This window comes from Micromonospora tarensis, from assembly GCF_016803395.1.
GTDB classification, from domain to species: Bacteria; Actinomycetota; Actinomycetes; order Mycobacteriales; family Micromonosporaceae; genus Micromonospora; species Micromonospora tarensis.
Window position 1 is genome coordinate 18,230 of sequence record NZ_JAEVHL010000051.1, and the last position, 12,885, is coordinate 31,114.

The 12,885-nt window shown below is 69.1% G+C and carries 10 protein-coding genes and 2 pseudogenes; 9 read left to right on the forward strand and 3 right to left on the reverse strand.

The features are described 5' to 3' along the window. The first annotated feature begins 71 nt into the window (after positions 1-71). The 6 genes and pseudogenes from atpA to JM949_RS13295 all read left to right on the forward strand — a co-directional run bounded on the left by atpA (position 72) and on the right by JM949_RS13295 (position 6,284). Complete coding sequence (gene atpA, locus JM949_RS13270; RefSeq protein ID WP_203148803.1) at positions 72-1,724, forward strand: F0F1 ATP synthase subunit alpha; 1,653 nt, start codon at positions 72-74, stop codon at positions 1,722-1,724. A 4-nt stretch (positions 1,725-1,728) separates the two neighbouring features. After that, positions 1,729-2,658 carry a F0F1 ATP synthase subunit gamma gene (locus JM949_RS13275; protein ID WP_203148805.1) on the forward strand — a complete coding sequence of 310 codons (930 nt, stop codon included), beginning with the start codon at positions 1,729-1,731 and terminating at the stop codon, positions 2,656-2,658. Then, positions 2,658-4,093: pseudogene (gene atpD, locus JM949_RS13280) on the forward strand (F0F1 ATP synthase subunit beta). The gene JM949_RS13275 and the pseudogene atpD overlap by 1 nt, the downstream one beginning before the upstream one ends. Positions 4,094-4,315: 222 nt before the next feature. Then, positions 4,316-5,458, forward strand: coding sequence for an LCP family protein (locus JM949_RS13285; RefSeq protein ID WP_203148821.1), 1,143 nt, complete (start codon positions 4,316-4,318; stop codon positions 5,456-5,458). Between the two features lie 76 nt (positions 5,459-5,534). Then, positions 5,535-5,816, forward strand: a complete 282-nt coding sequence (locus tag JM949_RS13290) for a F0F1 ATP synthase subunit epsilon (RefSeq protein ID WP_203148807.1) — start codon at positions 5,535-5,537, stop codon at positions 5,814-5,816. Positions 5,817-5,828: 12 nt separating this feature from the next. Further along, positions 5,829-6,284 carry a DUF2550 domain-containing protein gene (locus tag JM949_RS13295; protein WP_203148809.1) on the forward strand — a complete coding sequence of 152 codons (456 nt, stop codon included), beginning with the start codon at positions 5,829-5,831 and terminating at the stop codon, positions 6,282-6,284. Positions 6,285-6,729: 445 nt separating this feature from the next. Here JM949_RS13295 and JM949_RS13300 read toward each other — a convergent pair whose 3' ends face one another. Further along, the gene (locus tag JM949_RS13300; RefSeq protein ID WP_203148811.1) at positions 6,730-7,302 is read right to left on the reverse strand and encodes a cob(I)yrinic acid a,c-diamide adenosyltransferase; all 573 of its coding nucleotides are present in this window, start codon (positions 7,300-7,302) and stop codon (positions 6,730-6,732) included. Between JM949_RS13300 and murA the strand changes: the two genes are divergently transcribed. Both murA and JM949_RS13310 read left to right on the forward strand, forming a co-directional pair. Beyond that, the gene (murA, locus tag JM949_RS13305; RefSeq protein ID WP_203148813.1) at positions 7,301-8,743 is read left to right on the forward strand and encodes a UDP-N-acetylglucosamine 1-carboxyvinyltransferase; all 1,443 of its coding nucleotides are present in this window, start codon (positions 7,301-7,303) and stop codon (positions 8,741-8,743) included. The genes JM949_RS13300 and murA overlap by 2 nt on opposite strands. Before the next feature lie 93 nt (positions 8,744-8,836). After that, positions 8,837-9,685 carry a 3-hydroxyacyl-CoA dehydrogenase family protein gene (locus JM949_RS13310; RefSeq protein WP_203148815.1) on the forward strand — a complete coding sequence of 283 codons (849 nt, stop codon included), beginning with the start codon at positions 8,837-8,839 and terminating at the stop codon, positions 9,683-9,685. A 42-nt stretch (positions 9,686-9,727) separates the two neighbouring features. Here JM949_RS13310 and JM949_RS13315 read toward each other — a convergent pair whose 3' ends face one another. Then, positions 9,728-10,573, reverse strand: a complete 846-nt coding sequence (locus JM949_RS13315) for an ABC transporter permease (RefSeq protein ID WP_203148817.1) — start codon at positions 10,571-10,573, stop codon at positions 9,728-9,730. After that, positions 10,570-11,421, reverse strand: coding sequence for an ABC transporter ATP-binding protein (locus tag JM949_RS13320; RefSeq protein WP_203148819.1), 852 nt, complete (start codon positions 11,419-11,421; stop codon positions 10,570-10,572). Before JM949_RS13320 ends, JM949_RS13315 begins: the two co-directional genes overlap by 4 nt. A 151-nt stretch (positions 11,422-11,572) precedes the next feature. Between JM949_RS13320 and JM949_RS13325 the strand changes: the two are divergent. After that, a pseudogene (locus JM949_RS13325) lies at positions 11,573-12,885 on the forward strand (methylmalonyl-CoA mutase family protein); the annotation flags it as partial.

A 12,885-nucleotide genomic window follows, 5' to 3' on the forward strand; every position in this document is an offset into this window, starting at 1 on the left:
GGATTGACAGACGCCATTCGGACCGGTTGGTACTAGGTATCCCGGGCCCCTGAATTTTAAGGAAGCAGAGGATGGCCGAGCTGACCATCTCGACGGAGGAGATCCGCGGCGCCCTGGAGCGCTACGTCTCCTCCTACTCGTCCGACGTCTCCCGCGAGGAGGTCGGCACCGTCGCCGACACCGGTGACGGCATCGCCCACGTCGAGGGCCTGCCCTCGACCAAGACCAACGAGCTCCTGGAGTTCGAGGACGGCACGCTCGGCGTGGCGTTGAACCTCGACGTGCGGGAGATCGGCGTCGTCGTCCTCGGTGACTCCGCCAAGCTGGAGGAGGGGCAGCGGGTCAAGCGCACCGACCGGGTGCTCTCGGTGCCGGTTGGTGACGCCTTCCTCGGCCGCGTGGTCAACGCGCTCGGCCAGCCGATCGACGGGCTCGGCGACATCGCCGACGAGGGCTACCGCGAGCTGGAGCTGCAGGCTCCGAACGTGATGTCCCGGCAGTCGGTGTTCGAGCCGCTGCAGACCGGTATCAAGGCCATCGACGCGATGACCCCGATCGGTCGGGGCCAGCGGCAGCTGATCATCGGTGACCGGAAGACCGGCAAGACCACTGTCGCCCTGGACGCCATCCTCAACCAGCGGGACAACTGGCGCACCGGCGACCCGAAGAAGCAGGTTCGCTGCATCTACGTCGCCATCGGCCAGAAGGCCTCCACCATCGCCTCGATCAAGGGGCAGCTGGAGGAGGCGGGCGCGATGGAGTACACCACCATCGTCGCCTCGCCGGCGTCCGACCCGGCCGGCTTCAAGTACCTGGCTCCGTACACCGGCTCGTCCATCGGGCAGCACTGGATGTACGGCGGCAAGCACGTCCTGATCGTCTTCGACGACCTGAGCAAGCAGGCCGAGGCGTACCGGGCCGTGTCGCTGCTGCTGCGTCGTCCGCCGGGCCGTGAGGCGTACCCGGGTGACGTCTTCTACCTGCACTCCCGCCTGCTGGAGCGCTGCGCGAAGCTCTCCGACGAGCTGGGTGGCGGCTCGATGACCGGTCTGCCGATCATCGAGACGAAGGCCAACGACATCTCGGCCTTCATCCCGACCAACGTCATCTCGATCACCGACGGCCAGATCTTCCTGGAGACCGACCTGTTCAACCAGGGCGTTCGTCCGGCGATCAACGTCGGCACCTCGGTCTCCCGGGTCGGCGGCGCCGCCCAGGTGAAGCCGATGCGCAAGGTGGCCGGCTCGCTGCGGCTCAACCTGGCCCAGTACCGCGAGCTGGAGGCGTTCGCCGCCTTCGCGTCCGACCTGGACCGGGCCTCCCGGGCCCAGCTGGACCGCGGTGTCCGGCTGGTCGAGCTGCTCAAGCAGCCGAACTACTCGCCGTACCCGGTGCAGGAAGAGGTCGTCTCGGTCTGGGCCGGCACCGAGGGCAAGCTGGACGACATCCCGGTGGGTGACATCCGGCGGTTCGAGGCCGAGTTCCTCCAGTACCTGCGGCACAAGCACGAGGGTGTGCTGGCCGGGATCGCCGACAACCAGTGGGGCGACGACATCGTCAGCTCGCTGGACACCGCGATCACCGAGTTCAAGCAGGTCTTCCTCAACAAGGACGACGAGCGTCGGGTGAACGACGCGCCGGCCGCTCCGCTTGAGGGCGACGAGAACCGCGAGACGGTGACCCGCTTCCGCGACGGCGCGACCGACCGCCCGGCCGAGAGCTGATCCCATGGCGGCCCAGGTACGCGTTCTTCGTCAACGGATCCGCTCGGCGAAGTCGATGAAGAAGATCACCAAGGCGATGGAGCTCGTGGCGACGAGCCGGATCGCCAAGGCTCAGGCCCGGGTGCAGGCGTCCCTGCCGTACGCCCAGGCCATCACCGGCGTGCTCACGGCGCTGGCGTCCAACGCGCGGATCGACCACCCGCTGCTCACCCCGCGCGAGCGGGTACGGCGGGCGGGCGTCCTGTTGGTCACCAGCGACCGTGGCCTGGCCGGCGGTTACAGCTCCAACGCGATCAGGATGGCCGAGTCGCTGATCGCACGGCTCAAGGCGGACGGCAAGGAGCCGGTGCTCTACGTCATCGGGCGTAAGGGTGTCGGGTTCTACCGGTTCCGCGACCGGCCGATCGAGGCGAACTGGACCGGGTTCAGCGAGCAGCCGTCGTTCGAGGACGCCCGCGCCGTGGGTGAGACGCTGATCAAGGCGTTCACCGCCGGTGCGGACGACGTCGACGGCGGGTCCGGGGCGGACGGGGTGCTCGGCGTCGACGAGCTGCACATCGTCTACACCGAGTTCCACTCGCTGATGACGCAGAACCCGGTTACCAAGATCGTCGGTCCGATGCAGGTGGAGGACCGGCCGCGCTCCGAGGGGCTGCTGCCGGCGTACGAGTTCGAGCCGGAGGCGGAGGCGCTGCTCGACGCGCTCCTGCCGAGGTACATCAACACGCGGATCTACGCGGCGTTGATCGAGTCGGCGGCGAGTGAGTCGGCGGCACGGCGGCGGGCGATGAAGAGCGCCACCGACAACGCCGAAGAGATGATCGAGAAGTACACGCGTGAGATGAACTCGGCCCGCCAGGCTGGGATCACCCAGGAGATCAGCGAGATCGTCGGCGGCGCCAACGCGCTGGCCGCGTCGGGAAGTGAAGTGTGATGACTGCCCCAGTAGAGACCAAGACGGCCACGGGTCGCGTGGTCCGGGTCATCGGCCCGGTCGTCGACGCCGAGTTCCCGCGCGACGCCATGCCGGCCCTGTTCAACGCCCTGAACGTCACCGTGGACCTGTCCGGCGGTGAGAAGACGCTGACCCTGGAGGTCGCCCAGCACCTGGGTGACAACGTGGTCCGCGCCATCTCGATGCAGCCGACGGATGGTCTGGTCCGCGGCGCGGAGGTTCGTGACCGCGGCGAGCCGATCACCGTGCCGGTGGGCGACGCGGTCAAGGGCCACGTGTTCAACGCGATCGGCGAGGTGCTCAACCTCAAGGAGGGCGAGACCCTCACCCCGGACGACCACTGGGGTATCCACCGCAAGGCCCCGGCCTTCGCGGACCTGGAGCCGAAGACCGAGATGCTGGAGACCGGCATCAAGGTCATCGACCTGCTCGCCCCGTACGTCAAGGGCGGCAAGATCGGCCTGTTCGGCGGCGCGGGCGTGGGCAAGACGTGCTCATCCAGGAGATGATCACCCGGGTTGCCCGCAACTTCGGTGGTACCTCGGTCTTCGCCGGCGTGGGTGAGCGCACCCGTGAGGGCAACGACCTCATCGCCGAGATGACCGAGTCCGGCGTCATCGACAAGACCGCGCTGGTCTACGGCCAGATGGACGAGCCGCCGGGCACCCGGCTGCGGGTGGCGCTCTCCGCGCTGACCATGGCGGAGTACTTCCGGGACGTGAAGAAGCAGGAGGTGCTGCTCTTCATCGACAACATCTTCCGCTTCACCCAGGCCGGTTCGGAGGTCTCCACCCTGCTCGGCCGGATGCCGAGCGCGGTGGGTTACCAGCCGACGCTGGCCGACGAGATGGGCGAGCTCCAGGAGCGGATCACCTCCGTCCGGGGCCAGGCCATCACCTCGATGCAGGCGATCTACGTGCCGGCGGACGACTACACCGACCCCGCCCCGGCCACCACGTTCGCCCACCTGGACGCGACCACCAACCTGGAGCGGTCGATCTCCGACAAGGGCATCTACCCGGCCGTGGACCCGCTGGCGTCCTCGTCCCGGATCCTCGCTCCGGAGTTCGTCGGCCAGGAGCACTTCCAGGTCGCCACCGAGGTGAAGCGGATCCTGCAGCGCTACAAGGACCTGCAGGACATCATCGCCATCCTCGGTATCGAGGAGCTCTCCGAGGAAGACAAGATCACCGTGGCCCGGGCCCGGCGGATCGAGCGCTTCCTGTCGCAGAACACCTACGCGGCGGAGCAGTTCACCGGCGTGCCGGGCTCGACGGTCCCGATCAAGGAGACCATCGAGGCGTTCCGGAAGATCAGCGAGGGTGAGTACGATCACTTCCCCGAGCAGGCGTTCTTCATGTGCGGCGGTCTCGAGGACCTGGAGAAGAAGGCTGAAGAGCTGATGAAGAGCTGACAAGCTCGTCGAAGCCGCAACAAAAAGACTGCCCCGGCAACGCCGGGGCAGTCTTTTGTTCATGTTCGCGTCTTACTATCGTCGCGGTCCGTTACTCGTGGTCGCCGGTGCCAAGCACCCGAGATACGGTTCGTTCCGCGCGTTCACCCGAACGAGCGTTGATGTTTGCAACCTTTCGACGACCTGCGCCCGTCTTCCTCGTCGTGGGCGTAACGAACGGAGCTGCTCGTGGGTAAGGCCGGCAACAGTGGCCGCAGGTCGTCCGTCTGGCGGGGGGTGCCTCGTTGGGCCAAGATCTGTACGGTGTTCGGCACCGTGCTGACCGTGCTCAGCGGGGCGGTGCTGGTCGGCACCGAGGTCCTGATGGCCCGCTACGAGGGGGCGGTGGGCAAGGCCGACCTCTTCGGCGACCAGGCGGCGGGGGCCCAGGCGAAGAAGAGCGAGATCAAGGGCCCACTCAACATCCTGCTCGTCGGCATCGACCCGCGTACGCCGACGGCGGCGCCGCTGGCCGACTCGATCATGGTGCTGCACGTGCCGGCGACGATGGACCGGGCCTACCTGTTCTCCCTGCCACGGGACCTCTACGTGCCCATTCCGCCGTTCAAGAAGGCCAACTTCCCGGGCGAGACCACGAAGATCAACGCGGCCATGTCGTTCGGCAGCAAGGTGCCGGGGGCGAACCCCGACGCGGCCCGGGGCTTCGAGCTGTTGGCCACCACCGTGCAGAGCGTGACAGGCATCAAGCGCTTCGACGCTGGCGCGATCATCAACTTCACCGGCTTCCAGAAGATCGTCGACGCGATGGGTGGCGTCGACATGTACATCGAGCGGGACGTCCGGTCCGAGCACAAGCAGCCGGACGGCACGGCCCGGCCGGGCAACACGCGCGGCGAGGGCTACGTCGGCCCGCAGGCGCTCTACAAGAAGGGCAACCAGCACCTCAAGGGATGGCAGGCGCTGGACTACGTCCGGCAGCGTTACCCGAAGAACGGTGTTCCCGATTCCGACTACGGTCGGCAGCGCCACCAGCAGCAGTTCGTCAAGGCCATGGTCGGCCAGGCGTTCAGTGCCGACGTGGTGGCCAACCCGATCAAGCTGGACAAGGTGCTCCGGGCCGCCGGTCAGTCGCTGATCTTCAATGGTCGGGGCAACAGCGTGGTCGACTTCGGGCTCGCCCTGAAGGACATCCGTCCGAACACGATCGAAATGATCAAGCTCCCCGGTGGTGGCGTGTTCGACGGCAAGAGATACCTGGGTGAGCAGTTCCAGCCGGGGGTCGCGGACTTCTTCACCGCCCTGCACAGCGAGCAACTCGACCCGTTCCTGCTGGAGCACCCGGACTTCGTGAACAAGTCCAAGTAGGGGCCGCACCCGCGTCAGCCGCGCCCCGGCGTCAGGCTAGACTTTCGGCAATCCGTAGCCGCAGCAAGGAGACAGCGTGGCACAGCAGCTTCACGTCGAGCTCGTCGCCGTCGAGGAGAAGGTCTGGTCCGGTGACGCCGAGATGGTCGTCGCCCGGACGACCGAGGGCGAGCTCGGTGTCCTGCCGGGGCACGCGCCGCTGCTCGGTCAGCTCGCCGAGCCCGGTCAGGTGCGCATCAAGCTGGCCGGTGGCGAGCAGGTCGCCTACGAGGTGGCCGGCGGCTTTCTCTCGGTGAGCGCCGACGGCGTCACCGTACTGGCCGAGAGCGCGACCCCGGTCTCCGCGCAGGGTCGCTGAGTCAGACCGGGGATGGAGATCGTCGAAGGATTCGGAATCGGCGTTGTCGTCATCCTCGGCGCGCTTCTGATCCTCTTCGTCCGGCGAGCTCTGGTCACCCGCAGCGGGGGCATCATCCGGCTCAGCGTCCGGGTCACCACAGTGCTCGACGGCCGTGGCTGGTCGCCCGGCTTCGGTCGGTTCGCCGGTGACGAGCTGCGGTGGTACCGGATGTTCAGCTTCGCGATCAGGCCCAAGCGGGTGCTGTCGCGCAAAGGTCTGGCGGTGGAGCGCCGACGGTTGCCCGAAGGGCAGGAACGGCTCTCCATGCCGGCCGACTGGGTGATCCTCCGCTGTACCAGTCACCACGCACCGGTGGAGATCGCCATGGCGCGATCGACCGTGACCGGTTTTCTCTCCTGGCTCGAGGCCGCCCCTCCGGGGGCGGTCTCGCCACGTATGGCCTCCCAGGACTGGCCGGCCGCCTGAGCTGTCGTCTCCGTGCGGTGGTCGCTGGTGGGTTACCCGGCTTGCTGTCGGGCTTGCCGGGCCGCTGGTGGGGTTTCCGGGGCACCCGTCGGTGCCACTGCTGCGTCGATCCGGCGCGGTCTCGCCCCAGCCTGCGCTGCGCCTGGCCGGCCAGGTCGATGTGCTGTTGAGCGGTATACCTCAGAGGCATAAATATGCCTCTGAGGTATACCGCTCAATACTGCATTCGCTTCGTCGGAGGTGACCGACGGTCACCGCCGGCCGTCAGCCGCACCGCCGCCCGCCGTCCCCGGCCAAGCCGTGCGTCCCGGGCCAGCCGTGCCGTCTCAGGTCAGCCGCGCCACAGCCGCACCAGGTCTGTCCTGAGGAGTGGTCAGCCCTGACGACGCGTGGCGGCGGTCAGATGGGGAATCCCCACCTCGACGTGGTGCGCAGCGCCCCACGGTCAGCGCTTGCCGCCCGGCACCCATAGCACATCTCCCGCCGGATTTGCCGTTCTTGACAGGATAAAGAGCAGATCGGAGAGCCGGTTGAGATACTTTGCCGGGAGCGTGCTGGTTCGTTCCGGATCATGGTTTACCAGCGCCCACGCTGCCCGCTCCGCCCGCCGGGCGGTGGTCCGCGCCACGTGCAGCAGTGCCGCGCCCGCGGTGCCGCCGGGGAGGATGAAGGAGTCGAGCTTGCTCAGGCGTGCGTTGTACTCGTCGCACCAGCCCTCCAGGCGCTCGACGTACTCCTCGGTCACCCGCAGCGGCGGATACTTCGGCTCCGGCTCGACCGGGGTGGACAGGTCGGCGCCGACGTCGAACAGGTCGTTCTGCACCGACGCCAGCACGGTGCGCAGCTCCTCGTCGAGCTGGCCCAGCGCGATCGCCACGCCGATCGACGCGTTGCACTCGTCGACGTCCGCGTACGCGGCGATCCGTGGATCGGTCTTCGGTACCTGCTCGTTGTTGCTCAGCCTGGTCATGCCGGCGTCGCCGGCCTTGGTGTAGATGCGCGTGAGGTGGACGGCCATGACGCACAGCCTACGGATTCCCGATCTGACCATCCCGGCGCGGCCGGACGGCACCGCCGGTTGGCCGGTGGTGGTGGGCCCCGGCGACGCCGACGATCCGGCGGTCAACGACGTCGACGTCATTCAGGTGCACGGTGATGCCCGGCTGGCCGGCACCGTGCACGTGGTCGGTGCCAAGAACTCGGCGTTGAAACTGATGGCCGCCGCGCTGCTCGCACCGGGCCGCAGCGTGATCACGAACGTCCCGCGGATCACCGACATCGCGATCATGGGGGAGGTGCTGCGCCGGCTGGGCTGCGACGTCCAGTTCGACGCGGACGATCCGGTCGACCCGATGGTCGCCAGGGGTGGCGTGGCCCGTTCCCGTTCGGTGACCATCGACGTCCCCGAGCAGCCCGGCGCGGACGCCGACTACGACCTGGTTCGGCGGCTGCGCGCGTCGATCTGCGTGCTCGGCCCGCTGCTGGCCCGCCGGGGGTACGTGCGGGTGGCGCACCCCGGCGGCGACGCGATCGGGTCGCGGGGGCTGGACATGCACATCTCCGGGCTGACCCGGATGGGCGCGGAGATCTCCGGTGAGCACGGCTTCGTGATCGCCGCCGCGCCGCACGGGCTGCACGGCGCGGACATCGTGTTGGACTTCCCCAGCGTCGGCGCGACCGAGAACCTGGTGATGGCCGCGGTGCTGGCGCAGGGCACCACGATGATCGACAACGCCGCCCGGGAACCGGAGATCGTCGACATCTGCACGATGCTCAACCAGATGGGCGCGCGGATCGCCGGCGCGGGCACGTCCACCCTGCGGATCACCGGGGTGCCCGGTCTGCGTCCGGTACGGCACGCCACGGTGGGGGACCGGATCGTCGCCGGCACCTGGGCGTTCGGCGCGGCGATGACCCGGGGCGACGTGACGGTGACCGGGCTGGACCCGGCCTTCCTGGAGGTCGCGCTGGACAAGGTGGTGGCCGCCGGCGCGCTGGTGGAGACCCGGGGCGACGGTTTCCGGGTCCGGATGGACGAGCGGCCCCGGGCGGTGGACGTGGTGACCCTGCCGTACCCCGGCTTCGCCACCGACCTGCTACCGATGGCGATCGGGCTGGCGGCCGTCAGCGACGGCGCCTCCCTGATCACCGAGAACATCTTCGACGGCCGGTTCATGTTCGCCAACGAGATGATGCGGCTCGGCGCGGACATCAAGACCGACGGGCATCACGCGGTGGTTCGCGGACGCGACGCGCTCTCCGGCGCGCCGGTGCGGGCCACCGACATCCGGGCCGGCGCCGGATTGATCATCGCCGGGCTCTGCGCGGAGGGGGTCACCGAGGTCTCGCACGTGCACCACGTCGATCGGGGCTACCCCGACTTCGTGGCCGACCTGCGCGCGCTCGGCGTGGCGGTGGAGCGGGGCACCGCACCGGAGGAGCCGTCGCTGGAGATCTGACGCCGAGGGCGACCCACGGCCGCCACTTAGCCATCGTTCAGGCTCGCCGACTAGGGTGCAGGCAGGCACTCAATCGCAGCGAGGGAGAAGTAGATGGCGGGTCGACTCGCGGTCGTCGGGGCCGGGCTGATGGGCTCCGGCATCGCCCAGGTGGCGGCGCAGGCGGGCTGGCAGGTGACGCTGCGCGACCTGGACGACGCGGCCACCACCCGAGGGCTCGACGGCATTCGGAAGTCACTGACGAAGTTCGCCGAGAAGGGCAAGATCGAGGCGTCCGAGGTCGAGGCGACGCTGGCCCGGATCACCCCGACCACCGACCTGGAGGCGGCGGCGGACGCGGACATCGTGGTCGAGGCGGTCTTCGAGCGGCTGGAGATCAAGCACGAGGTGTTCCGGGCCCTGGACAAGATCTGCAAGTCGGACGCGGTGCTCGCCACCAACACCTCGGCCATTCCGGTCACCCAGATCGCCGCGGTGACCGAGCGGCCCGAGGCGGTCGTCGGCACCCACTTCTTCTCCCCGGTGCCGATGATGCAGCTCTGCGAGCTGGTCCGTGGTTACCAGACCAGCGACGCGACGCTGGACACCGCGCGGGTCTTCGCCGAGGAGATCGGCAAGACGGTGGTGGTGGTCAACCGGGACATCGCCGGTTTCGTGACGACCCGGCTGATCTCCGTCCTGGTGATGGAGGCGGTGAAGTTGGTCGAGTCCGGTGTGGTCTCGGCGGAGGATCTGGACACCGCCTGCCGGCTGGGCTTCGGGCACGCCATGGGCCCGCTGGCCACCACCGACCTGACCGGGGTGGACGTGCTGCTGCACGCCTCGAAGAACATCTACACCGACACCGCCGACGAGAAGTTCTTCCCGCCGGAGCTGCTCCAGCGCATGGTCACCGCCGGTGACCTGGGCCGCAAGACCGGCAAGGGCTTCTACACGTACTGAGAGCACGCCGACCGGGGCGGCTGCCCCGCCCCGGTCGGGCGCTCAGCCGTCGCGCTTGGTGGTCCAGCGGAAGGTGGTCAGGCAGAGCACCACACCGATCACGCACCACAGGGCCAGCACCAGTGCCACCCGACCCAGCTCGAACGAGTCGCCCGGCTCCTGGGCGCCGAAGCTCTCCGGCAGGAAGACCGACCGCAGCCCCTGGCACATCCACTTGAGCGGGAACAGCGCCGCCACCTGCTGCATCCAGGTGGGCAGGTCGGTGAAGACGAAGAACACCCCGGAGATGAACTGGAGCACCAGGGCGACCGGGGTGACCACGGCCGAGCCGCTGCGGGCGGTGCGGGCCAGCGACGAGATGGCGATGCCGCACAGGGTGCAGGCGGTCACCCCGAGCACGGCGACCCAGCCGAAGGTGAACCACTTCGCGGCGGTGCCCGGCAGGTCGAGGTCGAACAGCGCCACCGCGACCGCCAGCAGCAGCGCCGTCTCTGCGATGCCGATCGCCACCACCATGATCACCTTGCCGGCGAACCAGACCCACTTCGGCATCGGCGTGCCCCGGTAGCGCTTGAGCACGCCCCGGTCCCGCTCGATCGGAATCCAGATGCCGAGGTTCTGGAAGCTCACCGTCATCAGACCGGTCGCGATCATGCCGGTGATGAAGTACTGGGTGAACCTGACCCCGCCGCCGATCGTGCCGTGGAAGATCGAGGCGAAGATCAGGATCATGATGATGGGGAAGCCCATCGTGAAGACCACTGACTCCCGACTGCGCAGGAACTGGGTGATCTCCAGCCGGCCCTGGCGCAGGGCGAGCGCACCGGCGCGCGGCGAGCGGCCGCGAGTCGCGGTGACCGGCGTCGCCGGCTTCGTCGTGGTCGTCATCGCGCGTGTCCGATCATCGTGAGGTAGACGTCCTCCAGGGTCGGCCGGGTCACCGTGAGCCCGGGGACCTCGCCGCCGTAGCGCGCGGCCAGGTCGGCCACGAGGGCCGTCGGCGTCGCGCTCTGCGCGCTCTCCAGCGTCCCTTCGGGGGTACGCCAGGAGACGGTGGCGAGGGCGTCCTGGCGATTGCCCAGCCGGTTCGGGGCGGCCACCTCGACCAACCGGCCGCCGGCGATCACGCCGACCCGGTCGGCGAGCGCCTCGGCCTCGTCCAGGTAGTGGGTGGTCAGCACGATCGTGGTGCCGGCCGCCGCCAGGTCGCGGATCAGCTCCCAGAACTCGCGGCGCGCCTCCGGGTCGAAGCCGGTGGTCGGCTCGTCGAGGAAGAGCAGCTCCGGCCGGCCGATGATGCCCAGCGCCACGTCCAGACGGCGTTTCTGCCCGCCGGAGAGGGTGTGCGTCCGGGCTCTCGCCTTGTCGGTCAGGCCGACCCGGTCGATCACCTTGTCCGGGTCGTCGGCGTCGGCATAGAAGCCGGAGAAGTGCCGGATCACCTCGGCCACGGTCAGCTCGTCGAACTCGCCGGTGCCCTGGAGCACGATGCCGACCCGGGAGCGCCAGCCGGCATCCGGCTCCGCCGGGTCCGCACCGAGCACTGTCACCTCACCGGCGTCGCGGCGGCGATAGCCCTCCAGGATCTCCACCGTGGTGGTCTTGCCGGCGCCGTTCGGGCCGAGCAGGGCGAACACCTCACCGCGGCGGACGTCGAGATCCACGCCCGCCACCGCCACGTTCTCGCCGTACGTCTTGCGTAGCCCCCGGACGGAGATGGCCAGCTCGTCATCCATGCCGTCCAGTGTGCGTCCTGACCGGCCCGGCCGGGCGCCCGGGGTGTGGCGCTCCACGCCACGGCGGGCGGTTGGCACCCGGACGTCCCCGACATGGACCTGTGTGGTTTTCCACAGCAACTTTTACTGGGCGGTAACTTAGACTCCGGCCATGGATGAGACGGCATACCCAGGGCGTCTGCCCGAGCGGGACCGGCCATGGGTGATGCGCACCTACGCCGGCCACTCGTCGGCCGCCGCGACCAACGCCCTCTTCCGTCGCAACCTGGCGAAGGGGCAGACCGGCCTCTCGGTCGCCTTCGACCTGCCGACCCAGACCGGCTACGACCCGGACCACGAACTCGCCACCGGTGAGGTCGCCGGGTCGGCGTGCCGGTGGCGCATCTCGGTGACATGCGGGCGCTCTTCGACGGTCTGCCGCTCGCCGACACGAACACCTCGATGACCATCAACGCCCCGGCCATGTGGCTGCTCGCCCTCTATGGCACCGTCGGGCTGGAGCAGGGCGCCGACCTGGCCCGCTGTGCCGGCACCACGCAGAACGACATCGTCAAGGAGTACCTGTCCCGGGGCACGTACATCTTCCCGCCGGCGGCGTCGCTGCGGCTGACCGCCGACATGGTCGCGTACACGCTGGGCGAGATGCCCCGGTGGAACCCGGTCAACATCTGCTCGTACCACCTCCAGGAGGCCGGGGCCACGCCCGTACAGGAAGTCGGCTACGCGCTGGCCACCGCCGTCGCCGTGCTCGACGCGGTCCGCGACGCCGGCCAGGTGCCGGCCGAGCGGATGGGCGACGTGGTGCAGCGGATCTCGTTCTTCGTCAACGCCGGGGTGCGCTTCGTCGAGGAGATCGCCAAGATGCGCGCGTTCGGGGTGCTCTGGGACGAGATCGCCTGGGACCGGTACGGGGTCACCGACGCCAGACAACGCCGCTTCCGCTACGGCGTGCAGGTCAACTCGCTCGGCCTCACCGAGGCGCAGCCGGAGAACAACATCCAGCGCATCGTGCTGGAGATGCTCGGCGTGACGATGTCCCGCGACGCCCGGGCCCGCGCGGTCCAACTGCCCGCCTGGAACGAGGCGCTGGGCCTGCCCCGCCCCTGGGACCAGCAGTGGTCGCTGCGCATGCAGCAGGTCCTGGCCTACGAGTCGGACCTGCTCGAATACCCCGACCTCTTCGACGGCTCGCACGTGATGGCCGCGCTGGTCGACGAGATCGTCACCGGGGCGCGCGCCGAGCTGGACCAGGTGCTGGAGCTGGGCGGCGTGGTCGCCGCCGTGGAGACCGGCTACCTCAAGAGCGCGCTTGTCGCGTCGCTGGCGGAACGCCGCCGCCGGATGGAGTCCGGCGCCGACGTGGTGGTCGGGGTCAACCGGTACACCGAGACCGAGCCCTCGCCGCTGACCGCCGCCGGCGCGGGCCACCAACGCCTGCCACCGTCGGGCGACGGTGTCCACGGT

Bases quoted from the DNA above. Each gene is read 5' to 3' on its own strand.
- atpA (WP_203148803.1), top strand. From the start codon at position 72: ATGGCCGAGCTGACCATCTCGACGGAGGAGATCCGCGGCGCCCTGGAG.
- JM949_RS13275 (WP_203148805.1), top strand. From the start codon at position 1,729: ATGGCGGCCCAGGTACGCGTTCTTCGTCAACGGATCCGCTCGGCGAAG.
- JM949_RS13295 (WP_203148809.1), top strand. From the start codon at position 5,829: ATGGAGATCGTCGAAGGATTCGGAATCGGCGTTGTCGTCATCCTCGGC.
- murA (WP_203148813.1), top strand. From the start codon at position 7,301: ATGACGCACAGCCTACGGATTCCCGATCTGACCATCCCGGCGCGGCCG.
- JM949_RS13300 (WP_203148811.1), bottom strand. From the start codon at position 7,302: ATGGCCGTCCACCTCACGCGCATCTACACCAAGGCCGGCGACGCCGGC.
- JM949_RS13310 (WP_203148815.1), top strand. From the start codon at position 8,837: ATGGCGGGTCGACTCGCGGTCGTCGGGGCCGGGCTGATGGGCTCCGGC.
- JM949_RS13315 (WP_203148817.1), bottom strand. From the start codon at position 10,573: ATGACGACCACGACGAAGCCGGCGACGCCGGTCACCGCGACTCGCGGC.
- JM949_RS13320 (WP_203148819.1), bottom strand. From the start codon at position 11,421: ATGGATGACGAGCTGGCCATCTCCGTCCGGGGGCTACGCAAGACGTAC.